24 protein-coding genes are annotated in these 26084 nt (G+C 64.8%); 17 read left to right on the top strand and 7 right to left on the bottom strand.

Features of this window, described 5'->3' with window-relative positions; all coding sequences use genetic code 11:
* Nucleotides 1–156: 156 nt before the first annotated feature.
* A complete protein-coding gene (locus IM816_RS09675) occupies nucleotides 157–1113 on the bottom strand; it encodes a transporter (protein WP_250337905.1) in 957 nt (318 codons plus the stop codon).
* 151 nt (nucleotides 1114–1264) lie between these two features.
* Between IM816_RS09675 and IM816_RS09670 the strand changes: the two genes are divergently transcribed.
* A complete protein-coding gene (locus tag IM816_RS09670; protein WP_250337904.1) occupies nucleotides 1265–1810 on the top strand; it encodes an NUDIX hydrolase in 546 nt (181 codons plus the stop codon).
* A 47-nt stretch (nucleotides 1811–1857) separates the two neighbouring features.
* On the opposite strand, the gene IM816_RS09665 is transcribed toward IM816_RS09670, so the two are convergent.
* Nucleotides 1858–2382 (bottom strand): 3-hydroxyanthranilate 3,4-dioxygenase, encoded by a 525-nt coding sequence (locus IM816_RS09665; RefSeq protein ID WP_250337903.1) that lies wholly within the window; start codon nucleotides 2380–2382, stop codon nucleotides 1858–1860.
* Nucleotides 2383–2512: 130 nt separating this feature from the next.
* On the opposite strand from IM816_RS09665, the gene IM816_RS09660 reads away from it, so the two are divergent.
* Complete coding sequence (locus IM816_RS09660) at nucleotides 2513–3787, top strand: NAD(P)/FAD-dependent oxidoreductase (protein WP_250337902.1); 1275 nt, start codon at nucleotides 2513–2515, stop codon at nucleotides 3785–3787.
* A gap of 1 nt (nucleotide 3788) precedes the next feature.
* The gene (locus IM816_RS09655; RefSeq protein WP_250337901.1) at nucleotides 3789–4124 is read left to right on the top strand and encodes a tRNA-binding protein; all 336 of its coding nucleotides are present in this window, start codon (nucleotides 3789–3791) and stop codon (nucleotides 4122–4124) included.
* 11 nt (nucleotides 4125–4135) lie between these two features.
* Here the strand turns inward: IM816_RS09655 and IM816_RS09650 are convergent, their stop codons facing one another.
* From IM816_RS09650 to IM816_RS09635, 4 genes are all read right to left on the bottom strand, one after another.
* Complete coding sequence (locus IM816_RS09650; protein ID WP_250337900.1) at nucleotides 4136–5059, bottom strand: MBL fold metallo-hydrolase; 924 nt, start codon at nucleotides 5057–5059, stop codon at nucleotides 4136–4138.
* Between the two features lie 296 nt (nucleotides 5060–5355).
* On the bottom strand, nucleotides 5356–6564 hold the full coding sequence (locus IM816_RS09645; protein WP_250337899.1) for an acetyl-CoA C-acyltransferase: 1209 nt from the start codon (nucleotides 6562–6564) through the stop codon (nucleotides 5356–5358).
* Nucleotides 6565–6615: 51 nt separating this feature from the next.
* The gene (locus IM816_RS09640) at nucleotides 6616–8985 is read right to left on the bottom strand and encodes a 3-hydroxyacyl-CoA dehydrogenase/enoyl-CoA hydratase family protein (protein ID WP_250337898.1); all 2370 of its coding nucleotides are present in this window, start codon (nucleotides 8983–8985) and stop codon (nucleotides 6616–6618) included.
* Nucleotides 8986–9017: 32 nt separating this feature from the next.
* Complete coding sequence (locus tag IM816_RS09635) at nucleotides 9018–9680, bottom strand: TetR/AcrR family transcriptional regulator (RefSeq protein ID WP_250337897.1); 663 nt, start codon at nucleotides 9678–9680, stop codon at nucleotides 9018–9020.
* A 241-nt stretch (nucleotides 9681–9921) separates the two neighbouring features.
* Between IM816_RS09635 and ndk the strand changes: the two genes are divergently transcribed.
* The 8 genes from ndk (at nucleotide 9922) to moeB (ending at nucleotide 17914) form a co-directional block, all read left to right on the top strand.
* Nucleotides 9922–10347, top strand: coding sequence for a nucleoside-diphosphate kinase (gene ndk / locus IM816_RS09630; protein WP_072321050.1), 426 nt, complete (start codon nucleotides 9922–9924; stop codon nucleotides 10345–10347).
* Nucleotides 10344–11480 (top strand): dual-specificity RNA methyltransferase RlmN, encoded by a 1137-nt coding sequence (gene rlmN, locus IM816_RS09625; RefSeq protein ID WP_250340733.1) that lies wholly within the window; start codon nucleotides 10344–10346, stop codon nucleotides 11478–11480. Before ndk ends, rlmN begins: the two co-directional genes overlap by 4 nt.
* On the top strand, nucleotides 11470–12240 hold the full coding sequence (gene pilW / locus IM816_RS09620; RefSeq protein WP_072321048.1) for a type IV pilus biogenesis/stability protein PilW: 771 nt from the start codon (nucleotides 11470–11472) through the stop codon (nucleotides 12238–12240). The genes rlmN and pilW overlap by 11 nt, the downstream gene beginning before the upstream one ends.
* Before the next feature lie 89 nt (nucleotides 12241–12329).
* Entirely contained in the window at nucleotides 12330–13298 is a 969-nt protein-coding gene (locus IM816_RS09615; protein WP_250337896.1) for a helix-turn-helix domain-containing protein, read from the top strand.
* 152 nt (nucleotides 13299–13450) lie between these two features.
* Nucleotides 13451–14101, top strand: a complete 651-nt coding sequence (locus tag IM816_RS09610) for a YfgM family protein (protein ID WP_250337895.1) — start codon at nucleotides 13451–13453, stop codon at nucleotides 14099–14101.
* Nucleotides 14098–15297 (top strand): outer membrane protein assembly factor BamB, encoded by a 1200-nt coding sequence (gene bamB / locus IM816_RS09605; protein ID WP_250337894.1) that lies wholly within the window; start codon nucleotides 14098–14100, stop codon nucleotides 15295–15297. Before IM816_RS09610 ends, bamB begins: the two co-directional genes overlap by 4 nt.
* A 23-nt stretch (nucleotides 15298–15320) precedes the next feature.
* A complete protein-coding gene (der, locus tag IM816_RS09600) occupies nucleotides 15321–16718 on the top strand; it encodes a ribosome biogenesis GTPase Der (protein WP_250337893.1) in 1398 nt (465 codons plus the stop codon).
* A gap of 26 nt (nucleotides 16719–16744) precedes the next feature.
* A complete protein-coding gene (moeB, locus tag IM816_RS09595) occupies nucleotides 16745–17914 on the top strand; it encodes a molybdopterin-synthase adenylyltransferase MoeB (RefSeq protein ID WP_250337892.1) in 1170 nt (389 codons plus the stop codon).
* An 8-nt stretch (nucleotides 17915–17922) separates the two neighbouring features.
* Here the strand turns inward: moeB and IM816_RS09590 are convergent, their stop codons facing one another.
* The gene (locus IM816_RS09590; protein WP_250337891.1) at nucleotides 17923–18486 is read right to left on the bottom strand and encodes a GNAT family N-acetyltransferase; all 564 of its coding nucleotides are present in this window, start codon (nucleotides 18484–18486) and stop codon (nucleotides 17923–17925) included.
* Between the two features lie 69 nt (nucleotides 18487–18555).
* On the opposite strand from IM816_RS09590, the gene folD reads away from it, so the two are divergent.
* The 6 genes from folD to IM816_RS09560 all read left to right on the top strand — a co-directional run bounded on the left by folD (nucleotide 18556) and on the right by IM816_RS09560 (nucleotide 25726).
* Nucleotides 18556–19422 carry a bifunctional methylenetetrahydrofolate dehydrogenase/methenyltetrahydrofolate cyclohydrolase FolD gene (folD, locus tag IM816_RS09585; RefSeq protein WP_250337890.1) on the top strand — a complete coding sequence of 289 codons (867 nt, stop codon included), beginning with the start codon at nucleotides 18556–18558 and terminating at the stop codon, nucleotides 19420–19422.
* Nucleotides 19423–19625: 203 nt separating this feature from the next.
* Nucleotides 19626–21080: an IMP dehydrogenase gene (gene guaB / locus IM816_RS09580; protein ID WP_072321041.1), complete on the top strand. Its 1455-nt coding sequence runs from the start codon at nucleotides 19626–19628 to the stop codon at nucleotides 21078–21080.
* 119 nt (nucleotides 21081–21199) lie between these two features.
* Nucleotides 21200–22756, top strand: coding sequence for a glutamine-hydrolyzing GMP synthase (guaA, locus tag IM816_RS09575; RefSeq protein ID WP_250337889.1), 1557 nt, complete (start codon nucleotides 21200–21202; stop codon nucleotides 22754–22756).
* Nucleotides 22757–22885: 129 nt separating this feature from the next.
* Complete coding sequence (locus tag IM816_RS09570; RefSeq protein ID WP_250337888.1) at nucleotides 22886–23623, top strand: type IV toxin-antitoxin system AbiEi family antitoxin; 738 nt, start codon at nucleotides 22886–22888, stop codon at nucleotides 23621–23623.
* Nucleotides 23620–24531: a nucleotidyl transferase AbiEii/AbiGii toxin family protein gene (locus IM816_RS09565; RefSeq protein ID WP_250337887.1), complete on the top strand. Its 912-nt coding sequence runs from the start codon at nucleotides 23620–23622 to the stop codon at nucleotides 24529–24531. Before IM816_RS09570 ends, IM816_RS09565 begins: the two co-directional genes overlap by 4 nt.
* A 154-nt stretch (nucleotides 24532–24685) precedes the next feature.
* The gene (locus IM816_RS09560; RefSeq protein WP_250337886.1) at nucleotides 24686–25726 is read left to right on the top strand and encodes a hypothetical protein; all 1041 of its coding nucleotides are present in this window, start codon (nucleotides 24686–24688) and stop codon (nucleotides 25724–25726) included.
* Nucleotides 25727–26084 lie beyond the last annotated feature (358 nt).

The following is a 26084-nucleotide window of genomic DNA, read 5'->3' as shown; positions in this document are numbered from 1 at the left end:
TGGACACGCCGCTGCCCGGAAGCGCTGGCACGGCACCATAGCCCAGCGGGCCTCGGCCGTACAAGCTGCAATGCGAGGCCTGCCAAGGCATTGCGAGCATCCGGTAAACGTGTCGAGCATGACTTGCGGCGGTTGTGCATATGGCGACGCGATGCTTCAGAAGACCATGTTGAGCGCCACCTGGGGCGCCACGTAGTCGGAGGTGTTGCGGCCAGCCACGGTGAACTGCACGCCTGCGATGAGGCCGGTGTTCGGCGTGAAGTGGTATTCCACAGCCGGTGCAAGGCTGAAATCCTGGTTGGGCTTGAGACGACGTGCCATGTGCGAGCCGTCGGCGGACGTGCCGACGAGGTCGACCGCGCCAGCACGGTTCCAGATCGCTTCGCCTACCAGCACCCAGCGCGGGTTGAGCGTGTATTCGGCCGCCACCGAGGCATTCCATGCCTGATCGAGTCGTGCGCGGCCGCGGAACCCGGCATCCGTGCCGTACACGCTGCTGTCGCGCAGCCGGATATGTCCGGGCGTCGGGCTCCATGCGAGCTGCGCCCGCCAACGGAGGGCGTGTGCGTCGTCAAGCCAGTGCAACTGCTGGGCGCCAAAGGAGAAGGTCGTTCGCATGGCGCCGCTTCCCGTGCCGTTGAGCGGGTTGCGATCCAACTGGTGGTAGCGGCCGGTCGGCAGACGCTGGGCTGCTGCCACGGCGAGGATCAAGCCGCCGCCGTCGGCGTCTGGCCCACGCAGTCGCTGCTGCAGCCGTACGGTCGTGTCGCCGGTTCGCATGCCGTCGCTGTGCAGTCCGCCGCCGGACGTGCGCGACGACGTGAGGGTGAGCTGCACGACATGGGTGTCGCTCAGTGCGTAACTCATCGGTACGGCCAGTTGCCACTGCCGCACCATCGAATGCTCTTCCCGGCGGTGGCCCACGTTGTCGTAACGGCCGCGGGTGTTGGTGTGGATGAGATACGGCTCGATGTTGACCATGCCCTCGGGCATGCTGTTGACCGCTGGCGTGACCAGCGGGCCGGTGAAGTTGGCTTCCCGCGGCGCCGCAGAGGCGGCAAGCGGGGCGAGGCTGGCGAGGGCGAGGGCGACCGATGGAAGCGTCTTCGGCATGCGCAATTCCTTGCGTGACGGCGGGAGGGCGGCGAACGGAGCGCGTCGTGTGCTCCGGCAACCATCCTAGGCAAGCCGTGCCCGTGCCCGACATCGGACTAGTCCGAAAATGCCATGCGAGAATTGGCGATTTATGTGCAGGCATTCCCTGATGGACAAACCTGATCGTTTGCTGGATGCGCTCGACCGCTATGCGGCGCGTTGGCCGGAAGACCTCACCACCCGCGAGTTCGTGCGCCTCCTGCGCGATGAGCCGCGGCCCTTCCATCGCGAGACCGTGGCGGGGCATGTCACCGGATCGGCCTGGCTGGTAAGTGCGGACGGGCAGCGCACCTTGCTCATGCTGCATCGGAAACTCGAGCGCTGGCTGCAACCGGGCGGGCATGCCGACGGCGACCCCGATCTCGCCGCCGTCGCCTTGCGCGAGGCGGAAGAGGAGACGGGGTTGCGCGATCTCGCCGTGCTGCCGGAGATCTTCGATCTCGATCGCCATCGCATACCGGCGCGCCGTGACGAGCCGGAGCATTGGCACTACGACGTCCGCTATGTCGTCGTCGCACGTGGCAGCGAGGATGTTGTCGCCAACGAGGAGTCGCTGGAACTGGCGTGGCGCTCGATCGCGGACATTGCCGCGGACCGCGAAGCCGACGAGTCGCTGCGCCGCATGGCGACGAAGTGGCTGGCGAGCACCCGTTAGTTGTCGTTACCCACGTGGGCCGCTATGGGGCGGCTCGCGCGGCGCGATCAGTCGGCGTAAGCCGCAGGTGCCGGATGCACGGTGCCACAGACCGTACACGTCCGCGCCTCGCGCGATCGGTAAAACCGCTCGAAGACCGGCGGGAAATCGCTTTCGATGCTACCGAGCGGAAAATAGGTCTCGTACAACTTGTGATTGCACGCCTGACAGAACCACATCAGTCCGTCTTTCTCGCCCGCAAGGCGGCGCCGCTCGACCACGAGACCGATCGAATCCGGCATCCGCTGCGGTGAATGCGGCACGCCCGGGGGCAAATAGAACACCTCGCCCGCGCGAATGGGAATATCGCGGGCCTGTCCGTCATCCTGGACCTTGAGGACCATCTCGCCTTCGAGCTGGTAGAAGAACTCGGGGCCTTCGTCGTAGTGGTAATCCGTGCGCGCGTTCGGGCCCCCGACGATCATGATGATGAAATCGCCATCCACGATGCATTTGTTGCCGACTGGCGGCTTGAGCAGGGCGCGGTGATCGTCGATCCAGCGCTTGAGGTCGATGGGAGGCAGCAGACTCATCGGAAGGCCTACGTAACGGACATGGCGCGATGATACTCGCCAGCAGCCCCGAGCGATCCGCGTCCTCGTGCCACTTTCGCCGTGCGTCGCTCTGGCGTACAACGCACGTCTCCCCGAGGAACCGCCGCCCATGCCGTCCTGGTACCACGACCGAGTGCCCGCGCCCGCGCCGCGGCCGCCCTTGCAAGGGCGACGCGAGGCGGCGGTAGTGGTGGTCGGCGGTGGCTTCGCTGGCCTCAATACGGTGCTGGGATTGGCAGCGCGCGGCGTGCGCGATGTCGTGCTGCTGGAGTCGAAATCGATCGGCTTTGGTGCATCGGGGCGTAACGGCGGCTTCGTCTTCGCGGGGTATTCGCTCGGCGAGAAGGCATTGCTCGAAAAGGCGGGCGCCGAGCGCGCCAAGCGTCTGTATACGCGCACGGTGGATGCGGTGAACCTCATCCGCGATCGCATTCAGGCCTTATCGATCGATTGCGACGCGGTGGACGCGGGCGTCGTATGGGCGAACTGGTTCCGCGACGCTGGCGTATTGCGTGAGCGGCAACGCCTCCTGGCGGAACACTACGACGCCGACTGGCAGTGGCTTCCCGAGGATGCGATGCACGAGTTCGTCCGCAGTGCGCGCTATCACGACGGACTCTACGAGCGGAATGCATTGCAAATCGACCCGCTGGCGTATGCACGCGGCCTGGCGTCCGCTGCCGAACGCGTGGGAATTGCCATCCACGAAGGATCGCGGGTGCGGCGGCTGGAACGCCGTGGCGCGGGGTGGGCCGTGCACGTCGGTGGCGCGGTCGTGGAGACCCCGAACGTGGTGCTGGCCTGCGGTGGCTATCTTGCCGGATTGGACAGGCGCATCGACCATGCGGTGCTGCCCATCGCTACGTACGTGATGGTGACCGAGCCGCTTGGCGAGCGTCTACGTGAGTGCGTACGCACACGTGCCGCCATCTACGACACCCGCTTCGCCTTCGACTACTATCGACCGTTGTCCGATACGCGCTTGCTGTGGGGTGGGCGGATCTCGGTGCGCGATCGTTCGCCGCGTGCGGTGCAGCGGTTGTTGAAGCGCGACCTCGCGACGGTGTTTCCGTCGCTAAAGGACGTGCGGATCGAGCAGGCGTGGTCGGGGCTCATGAGCTACGCTCGGCATGAGATGCCCCAGGTCGGCACCCATGGCAACGGGCTCTGGTATGCCCAGGCGTTTGGCGGTCACGGCCTTGCGCCCACCTGTGCGGCCGGTGAAGTGCTGGCGGATGCCATCGCCTCGAATGAGCCTGCGTTGGCGGATTACTCGGGCTTCGGTCTGGAACCGGTGCACCGCCCGTTCGGCTATCTGGCGGCGCAGGGCACCTACTGGCACAACGAATGGCGCGACTGGATGAAGTCGCGACTGGAAGGATGAGATGAGCGAAGAGATTACGTGGGCCGATTTCGAGAAGGTGATGCTGGTCGCCGGGACGATCGTGCGCGCCGAGGCGTTTCCGGAAGCGCGTCGGCCGGCTTACAAGATCTGGGTCGACTTCGGTCCGCACGGTGAAAAGAAGACGAGTGCGCAGGTCGCCGCGATCTATCAGGCGGACGAGTTGGTCGGCAAGCAGATCGTCGGCGTGATCAATTTTCCCGAGAAGCAGATCGGTCCCTTCCGATCGCAGTTCCTCTTGACCGGCTTTCATACCGACGACGGCGTGGTCATCACGACGACCGAGCGACCGGTACCGAACGGCACGCGACTGGCCTGACGCTGGGCTGGTCAGCGCGTACCGCGGTCCAGCCACACGACAACGCCTTGCGCGTTCAGGCGGATGTCGATGGCGAGGAGCTTCGCAATGTCGGCGGCTGGCAGCGTCACGCCTTGGTTCTGTGCGCGCGAAACGTAGAGGTCCGTGAATTCCTGCACGATGCGCTCTTCGCGATCCGGAGCGGCGGCGTGACGTTGGGCGATGGCCACCATGGCGTCGATCTGCTCGTGCAGGTCGGCGGCAAGCCGCGCCACCTCGGTCACTCTTCCGTAGTGGGTGAGGTACATCGCCTCCGGCTCGTAACCCAGCATGCGCTCAATGGATGCATGCGCCGCCTCGGGCTCGAACTGCACCGGCGACGTCGTCGGAATGATGAAGGCGCCGCCGGGTGAATCCAGCTCCCGATAGGACAGGCCGAAGATGTCGCCGGTGAAGAACGCATTGGCGCGTTCGTCGTGGATGGCGATGTGGTGGCGGGCGTGGCCGGGCGTGTCGAGGCAGAGCAGGGCGCGTCCTGCGAGGTCGATGGCGAAGCCATCGTGGGCTTCCACGACACGATCCGTGGGCACGGGAACGATGTCGCCGTAATCGCGGCGAACGATGTCCTCACCGTAGACGCCTGCCGCACCGGCGATGAGCGCGGACGGGTCGATCATGTGCCGCGCACCGCGAGGATGCACGGCCAGCTTCGCGTTCGGAAGGTGTTGCATCAGGCTACCGGCGCCACCGGCGTGATCCAGGTGCACGTGGGTGAGGATCAGCCAATCGACGTCGGTCGGTTCGATGCCCGCGGTGTCGAGTGCGTCGAGAAAGCGGGGTAGCGAGTGCGTCGTGCCGCTGTCGATGAAGGCACCGCGGCCGCGCTCCACCACGAGGTAGGCGGCGTCGAAAGAAGGGCGGCCGAAGCCGGTATCGATCAAGTGAATGCCGTGCATCGGCCGAGGTTACCCCAAACACCAGCGGCCGTAGGAGCCGGTGGTAGCCAGGCTTGGCGGCGAGGGGGCCGTGAAGCCGCTACACCTCTTTGTTGGCTTCCTCCGCCGAGGCGGCTCCAGCCGGTTGTTGCGTTGCCGATACCCCCATCGCCAGCAGGCTGGCTCCCACCACACCTCGCCGGAAGATCGGCTCCCACCAAGCCGGTGAGGTTTTGCGGTGGGAGCCAGCCTGCTGGCGATGGGGTGCTGGCTGACTCCCACGGCCAATACCGGGAGAGCCAGCATGTACCGGGGTATTACAGGGCTTCGAACACGCCCGCGGCGCCCATGCCGGTGCCGATGCACATGGTGACCATGCCGTACTTCTGCTTGCGGCGACGCAGGCCGTGGATCAGCGTAGCCGCGCGGACCGCGCCGGTAGCACCCAGCGGGTGGCCTAGGGCAATGGCGCCGCCGAGCGGGTTCACCTTGGCCGGGTCGAGACCGAGGTCGCGGATCACTGCCAACGCCTGCGCGGCGAACGCCTCGTTGAGCTCGATCCAGTCCAGTTGATCCTGGCTGATGCCGGTCTGCTTGAGCGCCTTCGGAATGGCTTCCTTGGGACCGATGCCCATGATGTCCGGCGCGACGCCGGCCACCGAGAAGCCCACGAAGCGAGCCAGCGGCGTCAGGCCGTAATCCTTGATGGCCTTCTCGCTGGCGATCAGCAGGGCGCCGGCGCCGTCGGACATCTGCGACGAGTTACCGGCCGTGACCGATCCACCGAACTGGCCGTTACGGAACACCGGGCGCAGCTTGCCCAGCACTTCCAGCGACGTGTCCTGGCGCGGGCCTTCGTCGGTATCGATGATCCGGCGATCCTCGCGGACGCTATGGTTCTTCAGATCCGGGTAGCGGTCGTCGAGCTGGAACGGCGTGATCTCGTCCTTGAACTCGCCGGCCGCAATGGCAGCGATGGCGCGCTGATGCGACTGCAGAGCGAAGCGGTCCTGATCCTCGCGGCTGACCTTCCAGCGCTCGGCGACCTTCTCGGCGGTGATGCCCATGCCGAAGGCAATGGCGCGGTTCTCGTCGTTTTCGAAGATGGCGGGGTTCATTGCCACCTTGTGGCCCATCATCGGCACCATGCTCATCGACTCGGTGCCACCGGCCAGCATGAGGTCGGCCTCGCCCAGGCGGATGCGGTCGGCGGCCATCGCGATGGCCTGCACGCCCGACGAGCAGAAGCGGTTGATGGTGACGCCGGGTACCTGCTCGGGCAGGCCCGCTAGCAGCACGCCGATGCGCGCCACGTTCATGCCTTGCTCGGCCTCCGGCATCGCACAGCCGATGATCGCGTCGGCGATCAGTGCCGGGTCGATCCCTGGTGCCTGCTCCAGCACGGCACGGATGACGTGCGCGAGCATGTCGTCGGGGCGGGTGTTGCGGAATACGCCACGCGGCGCCTTGCCCACGGGGGTGCGGGTGGCGGCGACGATATAGGCGTCTTGCACTTGCTTGCTCATGGGGTGGTTCCTTTAAGGGGGAAAGTCGGTTGCGTCAGAGCGCGTGGCGCATCAGTTACGCAGCGGCTTCCCCGTCGTCATCGTGTGGGCAATACGCGCCTGGGTCTTTTCGGTCTGGGCCAGTTCCACGAAGTGGCGGCGCTCAAGCGCCAACAACCAGTTCTCGTCCACCAGCGAACCCCGTTCGATCCGACCGCCCGACAGGGTGTCGGCAATGCGGCCGGCAATGTCGATGTCATGGGCGGAGGCGAAATAGCCCTCGGCCAGATTGGCGAGCGATGACTTGAACGTGGCCGTGGAGACGTCACCGCCAACGGGAATGGCGCGAGCGGGCAGCGGCGGACGGTAGCCCGATTCCGCCAGGGCGCGTGCCTGGGACTTGGCGACATGCAGCAACTCGTAACCGTTGAAGACGATCACGTCGTCCTTGCGCAGCAGGCCGAGCGACTTCGCCTCGAGGGCGCTGGCGGAGACCTTTGCCATCGCCACCGTCTCGAACACTTTCTTGAGGTATTCGAACGGGTCTTCCGGGTTGGCCTGCGCAGCGCGTACGGCCAGCTCCTTCAGGCCGCCGCCTGCGGGAAGCAGACCGACGCCCGCTTCCACGAGGCCGATGTAGCTTTCGAGCGCCGCCACCGTGCGGGCGGAGTGCATCTGGAACTCGCAACCGCCACCGAGCGCGAGACCGCGCACCGCCGCGACCACCGGCACCAGTGAGTACTTGATGCGCATGCTGGTGGCCTGGAAGTTCGCCACCATCGCTTCGAACTGGGCAAGCTTGCCGGCCTGCAGAAGACCCAGCGCACCCTTGAGGTCGGCGCCGGCCGAGAACGGCTCCGACGGCTGCCAGAGCACCACGCCGCGGAACTGCTGCTCGGCAAGACCGATGGCGTGCTGGATGCCGTCAAGCACCTGATCGTTGACCGTGTGCATCTTGGTCTTGAACGAGATCACGCCGATGTCGTCGCCGGCATGCCACAGGCGCACGCCTTCGTTTTCCCAGACCGTGGTGCCCTGGTCGAAGCGCTCGCCCAGGATCGGATCGGGGAATGCCTGACGCTGGTAGACCGGATGGCTGGAGCGCGGCTTGTCGGCGTTCGCGGCGGCCGAGAACGAACCGGCCTTACCGTGTACGCCCGTGCGACCGTCGGTCACCCACGCCGGCAGCGGGGCATTGCTCATGGCCTTGCCGGCGGCAATGTCCTCGGCGACCCAGCCGGCGATCTGCTGCCAGCCGGCCGACTGCCAGATCTCGAACGGACCGAGCTTCCAGCCGTAACCCCAGCGAATGGCGAAGTCGACGTCACGCGCCGTATCGGCGATGTCGGCCAAGTGATAAGCGGTGTAATGGAACAGGTCGCGGAACACGGCCCACAGGAACTGCGCCTGCGGATCGGCCGATGCGCGCAGCTTTGCGAACTTCTCAGCCGGATCCTTGATGGCGAGAATGGCCGATACCTCGTCGGACGCCTTCTGCTCGGACGGGCGGTAGTCCTGCTTCTGCAGGTCGAGCACCACGATGTCCTTGCCGGCCTTGCGGTACACACCCGCGCCGGTCTTCTGGCCAAGCGCGCCCTTGTCGATCAGGCCCTTCAGCCAGGCGGGCGGCTGGAAGTAGCGATGCCAGGGATCGTCGGGCAGGGTGTCGCTCATGGTCTTGACCACGTGCGCCAGGGTGTCCAGGCCCACAACGTCTGCCGTGCGGAAGGTGGCGCTCTTCGGGCGGCCGATGGCGGGACCGGTGAGCGCGTCCACGGTGTCGAAGCCGAGGCCGAACGCTTCGGTGTGGTGCATGGTGGAGAGCATCGAGAACACGCCGATGCGGTTACCGATGAAGTTCGGGGTGTCCTTGGCGTACACCACGCCCTTGCCGAGCGTGGTGGTGAGGAAGGCTTCCAGGCCCTCAAGCACGGCGGCGTCGGTGAGGCGGGTCGGGATCAGCTCGACCAGGTGCATGTAGCGCGGCGGATTGAAGAAATGCACGCCGGTGAAGCGATGGCGGAGTTCTTCCGGCAGCGCCTCGGCGAGACCGTTGATCGACAGGCCGGAGGTGTTACTGGCGAGCACGGCCGTCTGCGACACGTGAGGCGCGATCTTCGTATAGAGATCCAGCTTCCAGTCCATCCGCTCGGCGATGGCCTCGATGATGAGGTCCACGTCGGCGAGCTGAGCAAGGTCTTCCTCGTAGTTGGCCGGGATGATCGCGGCGCCGAGGCTCTTCTCGGCCAGCGGTGCCGGCGAGAGCTTGGCGAGGTTGGCGATCGCCTTGATGGCGATGCCGCTCTTCGGACCTTCCTTGGCGGGAAGGTCGAACAGCACGGTTTCCACGTTGGCGTTCGTCAGGTGAGCGGCAATCTGCGCGCCCATGACACCGGCGCCGAGTACCGCGGCCTTGCGAATGCGTAACGGTGTTGCGGTCATGGTGATCTCCGATGGCTCAAGGATCGTCACGGTCAACGAGTGGCCGTGGCGTTCGAAACGGAAGGGTTGCGCAGGCCGGCGGCGGCAAAGCCGATGAGGTGCTCGGCCGCGGCTTCGCGGTGGTCGCGCTCGGCGACGTCGTTTTTGCGCTGGATGATGCCGAAGTCGGCCATCGCGTAAGTAAGGGCGCCGGTGACGATGTCCAGGCGCCAGTAGATTTCTTCCTTCGCCAGCCCCGGCAGAAGGCGCCCGAATTCGGTGGCGAACTGGCGCAGCACGTGGCCGTAATTGTCGGAAAGGAACCGGCGCAGGGTCTCGTTGTGCTCGGCGTAGGCCCGGGCCAGCACCCGGACAAACGCCGCGCCGCCGCCGTCCGTGCGGGACAGGTCGAGGGCAGGGCGGATGTAGGCGTCCAGGACGTCCTCGAGGCGGGTGCCCGGCTGGCCCACAATCTTGCCCAGGGCTGCCAGGCGACGGCTGTTCAGTTCGTCCAGGCGGCGTCGGAACACCTCCTCGATGAGCTTGTCCTTGGATCCGAAGTGGTAGTTCACCGCGGCCAGGTTGACCCGGGCCGCCGCGGTCACTTGACGGAGCGAGGCCCCAGCAAAGCCATGGGTGGCGAACAACGCCTCGGCGGCACCCAGGATCCGCTCTTTGGTGCTTCGTTCGCGGGACGCATAGGGTGCGTTCGTCATGTCGGCGGACTCCGCAGGCGGATGGTTTGAATCAAACGATCGTTTGAGGTTACGCCCACCACCTCGGATGGGTCAATCTGCGACCGCACATGCCTGCAAACGGCTTGCGGATGAGCTAGAATCTGTCAAGATTTCGTGTGCTAAGTCAGTCATTCCGGACGGCTTTGGCCGCAAACTACCACCGGGCACCCAAGGGCCTGGCTGGGGTCCTCTTTCCTCGTTCATTTCCCGGAGCACTCGTATGGCGCTGGAGCGCACCCTTTCGATCATCAAGCCGGATGCCGTCAAGAAGAACGTCATCGGTCAAATCCTCGCCCGTTTCGAAGGCGCCGGCCTCAAGGTCGTCGCTGCGCGCATGGCCCAGCTGAGCCGCGCCGAAGCCGAGGGTTTCTACGCCGTGCACAAGGAGCGCCCGTTCTTCAACGCGCTCGTCGAGTTCATGATCTCCGGCCCGGTGATGATCCAGGTGCTGGAAGGCGAGGGCGCGATTCTCAAGAACCGCGAGCTCATGGGTGCCACCAACCCGAAGGAAGCCGCGCCGGGCACCATCCGCGCCGACTTCGCCGAATCGATCGACGCCAATGCGGTTCACGGCTCCGACGCCGCTGAAACCGCCGCTGTCGAGATCGCCTACTTCTTCCGCACGACGGAAGTCGTCTCGCACTGAGCCATGCCGTGAATACGCCAGCCGAAAAGGTCAACCTGCTCGACTTCGACCGCCAGGGACTGCGCGATTTCTTCGCCCAGTTGGGCGAGAAGACGTACCGTGCCGAGCAGGTCATGAAGTGGATCTACCACCGTCTCGAAAGCGATTTCGAGAAGATGACCGATGTCGGCAAGGCGTTGCGCGAGAAGCTCACGGCCAGCTGCTACGTCGGGCCGCCGAAGACCGTGTTCGAGAAAGGCGCGGTCGACGGCACCCACAAGTGGCTGCTTGGCATGGATGGCGGCAACGCCATCGAGACGGTGTACATCCCGGAGCCCACCCGCGGCACGCTGTGCGTGTCCTCGCAGGTGGGCTGCGCCCTGAACTGCCAGTTCTGCTCCACGGCGACCCAGGGCTTCTCCCGCAACCTGTCCACGGCCGAGATCATCGGTCAGGTATGGGTCGCGGCCAAACATCTCGGCAACGTGCCGCACCAGCAGCGCCGCATCACCAACGTGGTGATGATGGGCATGGGCGAGCCGCTGCTGAACTTCGACAACGTGGTCAAGGCCATGAGCCTGATGCGCGACGACCTCGGCTTCGGCCTGGCGAGCAAGCGCGTCACCTTGTCCACCGCCGGCCTGGTGCCGATGATCGATCGCCTCTCGGCCGAGAGCGACGTCTCGCTCGCCGTGTCCCTGCACGCCGCCAATGACGAGCTCCGTACGGAGCTGGTGCCGTTGAACAAGCGCTATCCGCTGGCCGAGCTGATGGGCGCCTGTGAGCGCTACATCCAGCGCGCGCCGCGCACGTCGATCACGTTCGAATACACCCTGATGAAGGGCGTGAACGACCAGCCCGAGCATGCTCGCCAGCTGATCAAGTTCATGCGCAGGCTGCCCGGGGCCAACAAGGTCAACCTCATTCCGTTCAATCCGTTCCCCGGTGCGCGTTTCGAGCGCTCGGGGCAGGACGAGATCCGCGCCTTCCAGACCCAGTTGCTCAACGCCGGTGTGCTGACGATGCTCCGTCGCACGCGTGGCGACGACATCGACGCCGCCTGCGGTCAGTTGAAGGGCCAGGTCGTGGACCGTACCCGCCGTCAGGCGGAATTCCGCAAGAAACTCGCAGAGGGAGTGGTGAATGCGGCTTGAGCGGTGGGGGATGCTGGCAGCGCTCGCTTTTGCGTGCGCTGGCTGCGTAGGGAGCGGTTCGGGGCTGAAGCCCTCGACGGCCGCCGATGATCGTGCCAAGGGGGCAGAGGTCCACACCGAGCTCGGCCAGCGCTACATGCAGAACGGCGACCTCAAGGGCGCCATGGAAAAGCTGCAGAAAGCCCTGCAGTTCGACCCGAAATACGTGCCGGCGCACACCGTGATCGCCGTGCTCTACGAGCGCATCAACGACCCCGTCAATGCCGAGCTTCATTACCGCAAGGCGGCTGAGTACGACCCCAAGAAGGGCTCAGTGAACAACAACCTCGCCGTGTTCCTGTGCAAGCAGCAGCGTCCGGCGGAGGCCAAGCCGTTCTTCGATCGCGCCCTGGCCGATCCTTTCTACGAAACGCCTGATCTCGCCCTGACCAACGCGGGTACCTGCCAGATGCAATCGCAGGACTACGACGCGGCAGAGGGCTACTTCCGCAAGGCGCTCGATCGCAATCCGAACAACGCCGACGCCCTGTATCAGATGGCGCGCGTGTTGTACCTTAAGAACGATGCATTTCGGGCCCGTGCCTTCCTGCAGCGCTATGAAGCGCTCGGGGCGCCGAGCCCGGATTCGTTGAAGCTCGGTCACGACATCGAGCTCCGGCTGGGCAACGGGGAGGTTGCCCAGGACTACGCCAAACGCCTGCGCGAAAAGTTCCCGGATTCGGAACCCGCGCGCGCACTCGAAGCCACCGCACGTCAATGACCCCAGTATCTTCGAATTCTTCCGGTCGGGACGGACGCGAACAGGACCTGTTCGCGGGGCTCGAATCGCATGCAGACAGGGAGCACGCCATGGATCCCCAGCTCGTTGGCACCACCGAGGACGACGGCCGTGTGCTGATCGATCACACCGCCCCCTCGACCGGTTTCGGCGCGCGTCTTCGCGCCGCCCGCGAAGCGCGTGGCTACAGTATCGAAGCCTGCGGCCAGGCATTGCGCCTGCCGACGCGCCTGCTGCGCCAGCTCGAGGCGGGCGAGTACGGCGGTATCGACTACCAGGTCTATCTTGCGGGTTATCTCACCAAGTATGGCCACCACGTCGGTGTGGACGAAGACGCCATCCAGGCCGAACTGGCCCGTTTGACGCCTCGCCAGCCTGAGCTGGTGGTCACGGGTGGGGTGTCTCACTCGCGCTACCTCTTCGAGCGCTATCTCACGGCCGCTACGTATGTCGTGCTGACCGCGGTCATCGTCGTGCCGATGGTGTGGCTGGGCGTGCGTGGCACGCTCGACCGCGACATGGCCCGCCTCGCGCCGCTCGATGCAAGCCCGGTCGCACAGCAGGACGCGCCGGCCGCGTCGTCGTCGACCGCGCCGGCGACCAGCGTCGCCACCACCGAGAACAAGCCGGCGGTCAACGCCGAGCAGCGCGTCGAGGACCAGCAGCCGCTGCTCGCGTCCATGGCCATGTTCCCGCCGCTCGATCACGCCACGGCCAACAAGACGCCGCTGGCCAGCGCGGCAACGCCGGAAGCCGGTGCGGGGCAAGGCGGCCACAGCCTCACCCTGGACCTGCCGTCTGCGAGCTGGGTGGAAGTCACCGCTGCCGACGGTTCGCGTCTCGAGTACGGCATTCTGCCGGCCGGCACGCAGAAGTCCTATCGCAGCGACAGCCCGCTCGATGTGCGCATCGGCAATGCCAACGGCGCCCAGGTGTCGGTCGATGGCCAGCCGATCCAGCTCGATGCGTTCCGTCGGGCCAACGTGGCTCGTTTCCGGGTCGACATCCGCGACGGCAAGGCCGCGCCGGTCGCCTTCTGATCTCCGTGTCGCGTCGCGCGATGCCGCGCGGCGCCGCCGGCCCGTGCTTTTCGGGTATCCTTGCCTATTGATTCCGCGCCGCCATCGCCGATGGCCGGTCCGGGCTCGTTTCCCTCCCTGGTATGGCTGCGCGGAGCGCAGCGGGTGATTGCATGGCATTCGACGTATACGACGATTACGAACAGGGCGAGCGCGTCCAGCAGTGGTTGCGCAAGAACGGCGTCTCCATCGCCGTCGGCATCGGCCTTGGGCTGGTGCTGATCTTCGGCTGGCAACAGTGGAAGGCGCACCGCGCCAACCACGAGCAGGCTGCCGCAACCGAATACTCGGCGCTCCAGGCTGCGGTGGCACAAAGCCGCACCAACGAGATCGACATGCGCACCGAGACGCTGCTGAAGGATTACTCGGACACCGCGTGGTCCGTGTTCGCCGCAGGCGAGCGCGCCCAGCGCAATGTGCTGGCGGGCCAGCTCGACAAGGCATCGGGTGACCTGGACTGGGCCAAGGCCCATACCAAGGACGAGACCCTGAAGACGCTGGTCGAGATCCGTGCTGCACAACTCAAGTACGCCCAGGGCAAACCGCAGGACGCCATTGCTGCGCTCGATGCGATCCAGGGCAAGTCGTTCGTCGCGCTCTCGCAGGAACTCCGCGGTGACGCGCTGGTCAAGCTGGGACGCCCGGACGACGCACGCAAGGCCTATCAGGCGGCGATCGCCGCGATGGGTGACAGCGCACCGCAACGCGGTGTGGTCCAAACCAAACTCGATGATCTGGCCGTGGCCGGGAAGCAGGGTGCATGAAACGTTTCTGGGCAATCGCGTTGACTTCGTCGCTGGCCGTACTGGCCGGCTGCCATTCGTTCAAGAAGGAAAACGTCGAACCGCCGACCCCGCTCGACAAGAAGTTCGAACCGACCATCAAGGTCGAGCGCCTGTGGAAGTCCAGCATCGGTGACGGCGCTGCTGAGTCGGGCGTGCGCATGCGCCCGACCGTGGTTGACGGCGTGGTCTACGCCGCCAGCACCGACGGCAAGATCGCCGCTTTCGATGCGGCCACGGGCAAGACGCTGTGGTCCAAGAGCACCCGCCAGCACGGCTGGTTCGGTTGGGGCGATGCCAAGCGCGAAGACGCGCGCTTCTCGGGTGGCCCGGGCGTGTCGGGCGATCTCGTCGCCATCGGTACCCTCGATGGTCACGTGTACGGCATCAACGCGAAGGATGGCGAGCGCCGCTGGGCGGCCGAGGTGTCCTCCGAAGTGATTACCGCCCCGGTGATCGTCGGCGATATCGTCGTGGTCCGTTGCAACGATGGTCGCGTGTACGGCATCGACGCCAAGTCCGGCGAGCGCCGCTGGGTGTACGACCAGTCGATCGTGCCGCTCCTCAGCCTGCGCGGCAATGGCCGCCTGCTGGTGGCGAACGGTGTGGTCTTCATGGGCAGCGATGCTGGCAAGCTCCTCGCCATTCGTCTCGACAACGGCGAGAAGCTCTGGGAGCAGACGCTCGCCACGGGCGAGGGCCGTACCGAGATCGATCGCCTGGCCGACGCGGACGGTGCCCTCGTCCTTGACGGCAGCACGCTCTACGGCGCGGCCTATCACGGTCAGCTCACCGCGATCGACGGTCCCAGCGGTCGCCCGCTGTGGAACCATGCGTTCTCGACCTTCACATCGCTCGACGTGCATGGCAACGCCGTCTATGGCGTGGACGACCAGTCCCAGGTGTTCGCCTTCGACAAGTCCGGCGGCGCCAACATCTGGAAGCAGGACGGTCTCAAGCACCGTTGGCTCACCGGTCCGGCCGCGCAGGGCAATTACATCGTGGTCGGCGACCTCGATGGTCACATCCACTGGCTGTCGGATAGCGACGGCAAGATCGTGGCTCGCGAGCGCCTGTCCAAGAAAGCCATTCGTGCCCAGCCGGTTGTGGTGGGCGATACCGTGTACGTCGAGGATGTCGAGGGCCATATCGGCGCCTACCGCATCCCGACGAACTGATTCACAGGATTAATGCCACTCCCATGTTGCCCGTCGTCGCCCTAGTCGGCCGCCCCAACGTCGGTAAGTCGACTATCTTCAATGCGCTGACGCGTAGCAGGGACGCCCTCGTCGCCGATATGCCCGGCGTCACCCGCGACAGACACTACGGTGTCTGTCGCCTCGGTCCGCGGCCCTTCGTGGTCGTGGACACGGGTGGTCTGTCGGGTAGCGACGAAGGTATCGAAGGCCTTACCGCTCTGCAGGTTCGCGCGGCCATCGCCGAAGCGAACCTGCTGGTCTTCGTCGTGGACGCGCGCGACGGCGTGCTTCCGCTCGATGCCGCGATCCTCAATGAGCTGCGTCGCAGCGGCAAGCCCGTCATCGTCGTGGTCAACAAGACCGACGGCGTGGACGAGACGCTGGCCTTGGGCGAGTTCGCGTCCTTTGGCATTGCCGAAACCCTGCCGATGTCGGCAGCGCACAACCGCGGTATCGATACGCTGGTGGCGAAGTCGCTGCCGTATCTTCCCGACGAGCGCGACGACGATCCGGGTCTTGAAGACCAGGGCATCCGCGTGGCCATTGTCGGCCGCCCGAATGCGGGCAAGTCCACCTTGATCAACCGCCTGCTCGGCGAGGATCGCCTTATCGTCTCGGACGTCGCGGGCACCACCCGCGATCCCATCCGGGTCTCGCTCGAGCGGGATGGCCGCCGTTACACGTTGATCGACACCGCCGGTGTGCGGCGCCGTGCTCGTGTGGAAGAGGCGGTCGAGAAATTTAGTGTCATCAAGACGTTGCAGTCCATTGCTGCGTCGCAAGTCACCATCGTGATGATCGACGCGCGTGAGAACCTGGCAGACCAGGATCTGACCTTGATCGGCCATGCCATCGAGGAAGGGCGCGCCCTGGTGATCGCTGTCAACAAGTGGGACGGCATGGACAGCTACCAGCGCGAGCAGACGCAGAAGGCGCTTGAGCGCCGCCTGCAGTTCGCCGAATGGGCCAAGACCGTGTTCATCTCCGCGTTGCACGGCTCCGGTCTGCGCGAGCTGATGAAGGCGGTGATCCGCGCCCATGCCGCCGCGACGAAGGAACTCAGTTCCAGCGAGCTGACTCGTACGCTGGAGAAAGCCTACGAGGCATACCAGCCACCGCTGGTTCGCGGTCATGCGCCGAAGCTCCGTTACGCGCATCCAGGCGGTTCCAACCCGCCGACGATCGTCATCCATGGCAGCCGTACCAAGCACATTGCACCAGCGTATCGCCGTTATCTGGAAGGCTTCTTCCGCAAGCGCTTCCGTCTTGAGGGAACGCCGGTGCGGATCGACTTCCGCGATGGTGAGAATCCGTTTGCTGGACGCAAGAACGTGTTGACGGAAGGCCAGCAGCGCCGCCGTCAGCGCATGATCCGCAATGCGAAGCGCCGCGAAAAATAAGCGTCGCCCTCGCCGGGGAGCCTCGCATGACCGACGACCTCAACCGCGACCGCTGGCTTGCCGATCTGCGCTCGCGCGTGCCCGAGATCTCTGCCACTGAGGCGCTTGTCCGACAGCAGGGCGGCGCCTTGCTCGTCGATGTCCGCGAAGAGGCCGAGCGCGCCACAGGCACGCCGCTCGGTGCGCTAGGGCTGTCACGCGGGTTCCTCGAACTTCGTATCGAAGAGGCTGAGCCGGACCGCGAGCGAGACATCCTCGTGCTCTGCGGCAGCGGCCAGCGCTCGCTCTTGGGCGCCGAAGCACTGCAGCGCATGGGATACCGCACGGTGTCGTCGGTGGCCGGCGGCATGGCGGCGTGGAAGGCGGCCGGCCTGCCGGTCTCGACCGGCGCGCTGGATGCAGACGCCGCGGAACGTTATGCCCGCCAGATGTTGTTGCCCCAGATCGGCGCGGCGGGGCAGGCGAAGCTAGCGGCAGCCAAGGTGCTGGTGGTCGGGGCCGGTGGCCTCGGTGCGCCCGCGTTGCTGTATCTCGCCGCGGCGGGTGTAGGCCACGTCAGCATCGTCGACGACGACCAGGTCGAGCGCTCCAACCTGCATCGGCAGGTGATCCATGCCGATGCGCGGGTGGGTATGGCCAAGGCCGAATCGGCCCGCATGACGCTGACCGCACTGAATCCGCGGATCCATGTTCGGCCGGTGGTCGAACGACTCCGCGCCGAGAACGTTGAGGCGCTGCTCGCGGGGCACGACGTGGTGATCGACGGCGCGGACAACTTCGCCACGCGCTACCTTCTGGCGGCCGCGACGCGGCGACTCAGGCTGCCGATGGTGTACGCCGCCATCGAGCGCTTTACGGGGCAGGTGAGCGTGTTCGATCCGCGTCGCGACGATTCGCCGTGTTACCGCTGCCTGTTTCCGCAACCGCCCGCTGCGGCGGATGCGCCGAACTGCAGCGAAGCCGGTGTGCTCGGCGTACTGCCCGGGCTGATCGGTCTCGTCCAGGCGACCGAGGCGATGAAGCTGATCCTTGGCGTCGGTCAGCCACTGGTCGGTCGCCTGCTGACCTACGACGCGCTGGCGATGCAGTTCCGCGAGCTGAGGCTTCGGCGCGACCCGGCCTGTCCCGGGTGTGGCCCTGACGCCACCTTCGATGGTTACGTCGACATCGAGCGGATGTGCTCGTCGGCGGGTTGAGTTGCGAGCTAGAGATCCTCGCGGATCACCGAATACATGGCTGCATCGACTGACGTTCCCTTGATTACCAGTCGCTTACGAAGTATTCCTTCGAAACTACCTCCAAGTCGTTCTGCCGTGCGGCGGCTCGGCAGGTTGTCATGCGCCGCGACGATTTCCAGTCGCTCGACCTTTACCGTGCCGAAGGCGAACGCGATGGCCAGGCGCCCGGCGCGGGTCGCGATACCGCGGCGCTGCGCCGACTCCCGCACCCAGTAACCGAGGTTGGCAAACCGCTGCTCGCGGTTGCGCTGGTTCACGCCCATGCCTCCGAGTAACCGACCGCTGCCGGCTTCCACGATCAGCATTTCGTAGCCGTCGCCCAGCAGCCAGTCCTTGCGGCAGAGGTCCATCCAGCGGCGCGCGTCATCGATGTCATAAGCGGGGTCGCACCAGTCCTGCCAGCGTCCCACCGTATCGACCGATTCGCGCACCGCCTCGGTGAGTGCCGCCGCGTCCGTGTCGCGGTGGACGCGCAGCTCGACGACGCCATCAGTCAAGCCGGTGGGATAGGGCAGAATATCGGTGCTCATGCGTGCATTCTAGAAGCACAGGCGCCGGATATCGGCGATAATGCCGCGTTTTTCGCAGGGCAAATTCCCATGACGGCACGCATTCTCGACGGCAAGCGCATCGCGCAGGAACTGCTTGAGCACATCGCGCGCCGCGTCGCCAAGCGCGTTGGCGAAGGAAAGCGCCCCCCGGGTCTGGCCGTGGTGCTGGTGGGCGAGGATCCGGCTTCCGCCGTTTACGTCAAGAACAAGCGTCGCGCCTGCCAGCAGGTGGGCTTCGAATCCTTCGGCTACGACCTGCCGGCCTCCACGACGCAGGACGAGTTGTTCGCTCTGATCGATCGTTTGAACGCCGACCCGGCGGTGCACGGCATCCTCGTGCAATCGCCTTTGCCGGAACACATCGACGAGGACGCGCTGGTCGATCGCATCGATCCGGGCAAGGACGTCGACGGATTCCAGGCGGTGAACGTCGGGCGCCTGGCTTTGCGTCGGTTCGGCCTGCGCCCGTGCACGCCGAAGGGCGTGATGACGCTGCTGGGCCACACCGATTACCCGGTCCGCGGCCGGCATGCCGTGATCGTGGGGGTGTCCAACCACGTCGGCCGCCCCTTGGCGCTTGAGCTATTAATTGCCGGTAGTACAGTCACTTGCTGCCACAAGTTCACGCAGGATCTAGCTGGGTTCGTGGGGCAAGCCGACATCCTCGTCGTAGCCGCCGGCAAGCCGGGCCTGGTCAAGGGCGAGTGGATCAAGCCGGGCGCGGTGGTGGTGGACGTTGGCATCAACCGCCTCGAGGACGGCCGGCTGGTGGGGGACGTGGAATTCGCGGCGGCAGCGGAACGCGCCTCGTGGATTACGCCGGTACCCGGCGGTGTCGGTCCGATGACGGTTGCGACCTTGATGGAAAACACGTTGGAAGCGGCCGAAGCCATAGACAATCGCTCGCGACCGTAGGCTAATCAGGTAGAGCCGCTATAGCGGCGAGGGAATCTGCCCGACCGCGCGGCTAAACCGCTTCGTAGGCTTCTCGCCGCTATAGCGGCTCCCACAGTTCGGGCAGGTCGTACGTACGCGCGAGTGGAGGGACAGGCTCGGCGCTCTGTCGTTTTGCTGCAACGCACGCTATAATGCCGCGATTTACTCGCGGGACTAATGCTATGCGCATCCTTGCCGAGGCACTCACTTACGACGACGTGTTTCTGGTTCCCGGCCACTCCACGGTTATGCCGCGCGATGTGGACACCTCGACGCGCTTCACGCGCGGTCTCCGCCTGAATATCCCCATTGTTTCCGCTGCCATGGACACCGTGACCGAGGCCCGCCTCGCGATCACCATGGCGCAAAACGGCGGCATCGGCATCATCCATAAGAACATGACGTTCGAACAGCAGGCCGCCGAAGTGCGCCTGGTCAAGAAGTTCGAAGCCGGCGTCATTCGCAACCCGATTACCGTGCGCCCCGATACGTCCATCGGCGAAGTGCTCCAGCTCACCCGCGCGCACAACATCTCCGGCGTGCCGGTAGTCGACGGCGAGAAGCTCGTCGGCATCGTCACCAGCCGCGATCTGCGCTTCGAGCGCAAGCACGACGACCCGGTCCGCAACATCATGACCCGGGAAGACCGCCTGATCACCGTCAAGGAAGGCGCGACTCACGACGAAGTGCTGCAACTGCTGCACAAGAACCGCATTGAAAAGGTGCTCGTGGTCAACGACGGCTTCCAGCTGCGCGGCCTGATCACGGTCAAGGACATCCAGAAAGCCCGCGACAACCCCAACGCCGCCAAGGATTCGCACGAGCGTCTCGTGGTCGGGGCGGCCGTCGGCGTGGCTGGCGATACCGAGCAGCGTGTCGAAGCGCTGGTCGAGGCCGGCGTCGACGTGATCGTGGTCGATACGGCGCATGGTCATTCGCAGTCGGTGATCGATCGCGCGGCCTGGGTGAAGAAGCGCTTCCCGCAGGTGCAGGTCATCGCGGGCAACATCGTCACCGGCGAAGCGGCGCGCGCGCTGCTCGATGCCGGCGTGGACGCCGTGAAGGTCGGCGTGGGTCCGGGTTCAATCTGCACCACGCGCATCGTCACCGGCATCGGCGTGCCGCAGATCACCTCCATCGATCTCGTCGCCACCGCACTGAAGGGTGAAATCCCGCTCATCGCCGACGGCGGCATTCGCTACTCGGGTGACATCCCGAAGGCGTTGGCCGCCGGTGCGTCCTCCGTGATGCTCGGCTCCATGTTTGCCGGTACCGAAGAAGCCCCGGGCGAGGTCGAACTGTTCCAGGGCCGTTCGTACAAGAGCTATCGCGGCATGGGCTCCATTGGCGCCATGCAGCTCGGTTCGAAGGACCGCTACTTCCAGGACGAAGCAGACGCGGACAAGCTCGTGCCGGAGGGTATCGAAGGCCGGGTGCCGTATCGCGGCCAGCTGCGCAACATCATCCATCAACTCATCGGCGGCCTGCGTGCCTCGATGGGTTACATGGGTGCGGCCACGGTCGAAGAGATCCACGCCAAGGCGCAGTTCGTGAAGGTCACCGGTGCGGGCGTGCTCGAAGCGCATCCGCACGATATCCAGATCACGAAGGAAGCACCGAACTACCGCCTGGACTGACGCCTCCGGGCGCTCGTTCCAGGTGACTCAGGACGCCCGCCGCAAGTGGGCGTTCTGCTTTTCAGGGCTGTCGCGCATGCGCGAGGCCCCGCCGATTATCAAAACTGCAGGCCGCCACGATGACCGACATCCATAGCGACAAGATCCTCATCCTCGACTTTGGCTCGCAGTACACGCAGCTGATCGCCCGCCGCATCCGCGAGATCGGCGTCTATTGCGAAGTGTGGGCGTGGGATCACGCGCCGGACGAGATCCGCGGCTTCGCGCCGCGTGGCGTCATCCTCTCCGGCGGCCCGGAGTCGGTGACGGAAGACGACTCCCCGCGTGCACCCCAGGTCGTGTTCGAACTCGGCGTGCCGGTGCTCGGCATCTGCTACGGCATGCAGACGATGGCCGAACAACTTGGCGGCAAGGTCGAAGCCGGTCATCACCGCGAATTCGGTCCGGCGACGATCACCTTCGGTAGCTGCGCGCTGTTCGACACCGTAGTGCAGGATGGTGAATCGCTCGGCGTGTGGATGTCGCACGGCGATCGCGTCACCGCGATCCCGCAGGGCTTCCAGGTCACCGCGTCTACGTCCAGCCTGCCGCTCGCTGCGATGGCGGACGAACAGCGCCGCTTCTACGGTCTGCAGTTCCACCCGGAAGTAACCCACACCAAGCGCGGCATGGAGCTTCTGCGCCGCTTTGTGGTGGACCTCTGCGGCTCCGCCACGCTGTGGGACGCCGCGCACATCATCGAAGACGCCGTCGAGCGCGTGCGCGCCCAAGTGGGCACCGACCGCGTGCTGCTCGGCCTGAGCGGCGGTGTCGATTCTTCTGTCGTGGCCGCCTTGCTCGAAAAGGCCATCGGCGACCAGCTCACCTGCGTCTTCGTCGATACCGGCCTGCTGCGCTACCAGGAAGGCGATCAGGTCATGGCCACCATGGCCGAGCACATGGGCGTGCACGTGATCCGCGTGGACGCCAAGCAGCGCTTCTTCGATGCGCTCGCAGGCGTGGAAGACCCGGAAGCCAAGCGCAAGGTCATCGGCCGCCTGTTCGTCGAAGTGTTCGACGAGGAGTCCGCCAAGCTGGAAGGCGTGAAGTGGCTGGCCCAGGGCACGATCTACCCGGACGTGATCGAGTCCGCCGGCAGCAAGACCGGCAAGGCGCACGTCATCAAGAGCCACCACAACGTCGGCGGCCTGCCGGAGCACATGAAGCTCAAGCTGGTCGAGCCGCTGCGCGAGCTGTTCAAGGACGAGGTGCGCCGCATCGGCGTCGAACTCGGCCTGCCGCGCGACATGGTCTACCGTCATCCGTTCCCGGGCCCGGGCCTCGGCGTGCGCGTGCTCGGCGAGGTCAAGCCGGAATACGTCGATCTGCTACAGCGCGCGGATGCCATCTTCATCGAAGAGCTGCGTAACCACGGCCTGTATGACCGGGTAAGCCAGGCGTTCGCGGTATTCCTGCCGGTGCGCTCGGTCGGCGTCGTCGGCGACGGTCGTGCCTACGAGTGGGTCATCGCGCTACGCGCCGTGGAAACCATCGACTTCATGACGGCGCATTGGGCGCACCTCCCGTACGATTTCCTCGACAAGTGCTCGACCCGTATTATCAATGAGTTGCGCGGCATTTCTCGTGTGGTTTATGATATTTCGGGGAAGCCGCCGGCGACGATCGAATGGGAGTGAATTGACGTCCTTCGGGCGGCTGTTCCTAGGGGCGATCGTTTGGATATGTTGTCATTGTCGTATTCAAACTACGACTGAAGGCGTCATGTTAAATTGACCCGCCCTTGGAAAAGTTGTAGAAGTCGTAGTATGGCTACGACTAATCCAAGCAAACTAAATGCTCTCTATACCCGGCTGGCACCGGGAACGCCGCTGACCTCGGAAGACTTGGCGACGATGGGCATCTCAGCGGATCTGGCCGTCCATTACGTCCGGGCAGGCTGGCTTACGCGCCTGGCCCGCGGGGTGTACGGCCGCCCGAACGACATGCTGGCGCTCCATCCCAGCTTGCTGCTGTTGCAGCGTCGGTTCGAGGGGCTGCACGTCGGCGGCAAGTCGGCACTGGACTGGTACGGGGTGCGCCAATACGTGTCGCAGCAGCCCGTGCTGCATTTGTGTGGTTGGACGGCGGCCCGTCTGCCGGAGTGGTTCACCGAACGCTTCCCGGCCGAGTACCACCGCAAGCGCCTGTTCAACGAGAAGCCGGCCGCCTTGCTGCATGTCGGCCCATTCGAGAAGCGCAGCGGAGCGCCGCAGGTGTCGGCGCCGGAACGCGCCTTGCTGGAGCTATTGAGCGAAGTCGGGGTGCGCCAGCCCTTGCAGGAAGCCCGCGAAATCGTTGAAAGCGCGTACAGCCTGCGCGCCGATGTGCTGCGCGAGTTGTTGCAGCACTGCACGAACGTCAAGACCGTGCGACTGTGCCTGCAACTCGGCCGCGAGGCGTCGTTGCCTTGGGCGGCAAAGCTCGATCCGGCCACGCTGCCGACGGGCAGTGATCGCCCTTGGGTGTCCCGATCGGCCAATGGCCTACTGGTGCTCAAGCCATGAATCAGACCTATCTCGATACCGCGCGCCTGCTGACGCAGGTGGCGCCACTGGTGTTTGTGGACGACACGTTCGCATTGAAGGGTGGCACTGCGATCAACCTGTTCGTGCGCGACATGCCGCGCTTGTCGGTCGATCTCGATTTGGTCTTTCCCGATTACACATTGCCGGGCGACGAGGCGCTGGCTCGCATCAACGAGGCCGTCCTGCAAGCTGCCGAGCGGTTGAAGAAGCGAGGCTTCCAGACGCACGCGCCGGCGGCCGCGGCAGGGGAGACGAAGCTGCTGGTGCGTCGTGGCTCGATTCAGGTCAAGGTCGAAGTCAACTTCGTCATGCGCGGCACGGTGCAGCCGGTGCGTCGCGCTTCACTAACGCCGACGGCACGTGACACTTTGCTGGCCGATCTGGATATCCCAGTGGTGTCGCTGGAGGACGTGTATGGCGGCAAGCTGGTCGCGGCGTTCGATCGGCAGCACCCGCGCGACTTGTTCGACGTGATGCAGCTCTTTGCGCATGAGGGCATCACGCCCGGTATCCGACGCGCGTTCGTGGTCTATCTGTCGAGCAGCAACCGGCCGATCCATGAAGTGCTGTTCACGTCCCTGCGAGACATCCGCCACGACTACGAGCACAACTTCCAAGGCATGACGGACGAGCCGGTGCCGCTCGATGTGCTACTCGCCGCGCGAGAGAACATGGTGCGCGAAATCCAGCAGGGCTTGGACGAAAACGAAAGACGCTTCTTGCTGTCGCTGGCAGCCGGTACGCCGCAGTGGTCGTTGCTTGGCATCGCGCACCTAGAGCAATTACCGGGCATCCGCTGGAAACTGCACAATCTGGCGCAGTTGCGGAAGACAGATGCGAAGAAGTTTGCCGAGCAAGCAGATGCGCTGGCCGCACGATTGAGGTAGCGGAGATTCCTGAACAAAAGTCGGCCTGACCCGAAGCCCGTTGGGCCTCAATAAATGGACACGAAACCCAGTGACGTCTCCTCGCGCTACCGACCGATTTGCGTTCCATCGTTCTACGCCACCGATTACAGTCGATGAGTACGAGCGACGCCGCGTGATTGAACTCGGCGAGTGGGTGGCTGCGCGGGACCGCATCTATCTCGACAAGTGCTTCTGGATTCACCTGCGCGCTGCACGCACGCTCGCGTCGAGCCCACCGGGCGCGGCGGATCTGTTGAATGCTCTCGTAGCTGGTGTCTCCAACGGCCAGTTGGTGTGTCCCATCAGCGATGCACTGTTTCTTGAACTAATGAAGCAGTCGGACCCAGTAACCCGGGGTGCAACGGCCGAACTGATTGACGAGCTGAGCTGTGGTGTCACGCTTAGCCCCGAACCGACGCGCGTGGCGACGGAGGTGGCGCATTTCTTCCATGCGAATGTTGGGCACAGCGTTCATCCATTGGAACATTTAGTCTGGACCAAGGTCGCGTACATTCTGGGTGTCCAGCATCCGGTGGCCGCAGCCTTCCCAGAGGATGAGCGGCTCGTCATTCAGAAGGCGTTCTTCGACCACATGTGGGAGGTTTCTTTATCGGCGATGGTTGGGACCATCGGAGACGCTTGGCCGCTCGCTTCGCCATTCGTCGACATTGCCGATCGGCTGAATCGTGACAACGCGGCGCATGCTGCGTCGATGAAGAGCTTCGCGCAGGTCTATCGCGACGAGATTAATGGTGTTCTACAACTCGCAGCTCCTATCGCCGCCGAGGTGCTGCATGACATGATCGTGAAGTCGCTTGGCCCTGGCATCCAACTTTCAGCAGATGAGCGGGAGGGAATGACGAGGCGGTGTCTAGGCGTGCTACGGACAGCAGTTCGGAAGCCAGTGGGTCGGCGGGCTCTGCGCACGCTGCAAGTTGGTGCTCTGTTGCATGCGGCGCTACGCTGGAACCGCACGCAGAAACTGAATGCCAACGACATATTCGACTTTCATCATGCCGGCGCCGCGTTAGGCTACTGCGATGCCCTTTTGACGGACGGACCTATGCACGCGCTTCTGATGCAGCGGCACTTGGCCATTGAGCGCGATTTCCCGTGCCGGGTCATGTCTTCCGTTGAAGAGGCTGCCACTTGGGTTCGACATCGCATCGCGTGATGGGTGGAAAGCAACGCTCGTATGCTGAATCACAGTGCGAGGCGAGGGGCTGAAGTTCGGCCCCCGTGTTCAGTATGATCGAAGCTGATTGATGATGAACCGATGTCGCGTAAACCTGCGCGGGCAAAAGATGTGTTCTTCTGACCGTAAACGCGACTCTAGAGACCCATGTCGATCAAAGCCAATCTCTTTAATTACGCCGACGTGCTCGACTCGTTGACGACCGAGTGGGAATAATTTACCGAGCGTCTTGTTGAATGCCCATCTCACTTGTTCTGTTCGATATGGACGACGTCCTGGTTCGCTATGACCGGGCGGGACGTGTCTCATGCCTGGCGTCGCTGTCGAATCGGTCAGT

Origin of the sequence: Luteibacter flocculans (genome assembly GCF_023612255.1) — a bacterium.
In the GTDB taxonomy this organism is placed as follows: domain Bacteria; phylum Pseudomonadota; class Gammaproteobacteria; order Xanthomonadales; family Rhodanobacteraceae; genus Luteibacter; species Luteibacter flocculans.
Note: the sequence above shows the minus strand (reverse complement) of the source record. Positions and strands in the feature narration are given on the sequence as shown.